We start from the raw sequence: 520 nt of genomic DNA, 5'->3' as shown, positions 1-520 counted from the left end.
AACGACCCTACGTCGTGTAGGGCCGCGGAAAGGGAGTCGTTTTCCCCGCCACCATTCTCTCACATGAAAGTCTCGAAACTTAGTCTTCCTGAATAGGGAGCTTTTCTTGCATAAGAAAAATCACAGAAGAGATAAAGCTTGGACTTCTTTAAAGGAAAGGACCATGGAAGTATTGGTCGTAAGTTTTGAATGATGTATAATATACAACGAGTTTAAAGGAGGAGAGACAATAAATGGCAAAACAAGATAAACCTAATTCCCGTTCTACCCGTTATGAAAAGAGGAGAAAAGGAACAATGATGGTGACCTTGCTCTTAAGTGCAGCTGCTCTATTGATTGTCGTGTACATCGCTGTCATGATTTTCGGTGGAAGTAATCAAGCAGGTAATGCTAAGCAAACAGAACAAGCAAGTACTGCGGAAACATCTGATGCTGAAACGTCGAATAAAGAGTCTGAGAAAGATTCCAATAAAGAGGAATCTTCAAAAGAACTCCAAGTCAATGAAGAGAAAAGTAAAAA

The 520-nt window shown here is 40.2% G+C and carries 1 pseudogene; it reads left to right on the top strand.

From position 1 onward, the window contains the following. Window positions 1–233: 233 nt before the first annotated feature. A pseudogene (locus tag LD39_RS21600) lies at window positions 234–520 on the top strand (DUF1510 family protein); the annotation flags it as partial.

Source organism: Halobacillus sp. BBL2006 (assembly GCF_000786645.1).
Classification (GTDB): Bacteria; Bacillota; Bacilli; order Bacillales; family Halobacillaceae; genus Halobacillus.
Note: the sequence above shows the minus strand (reverse complement) of the source record. Positions and strands in the feature narration are given on the sequence as shown.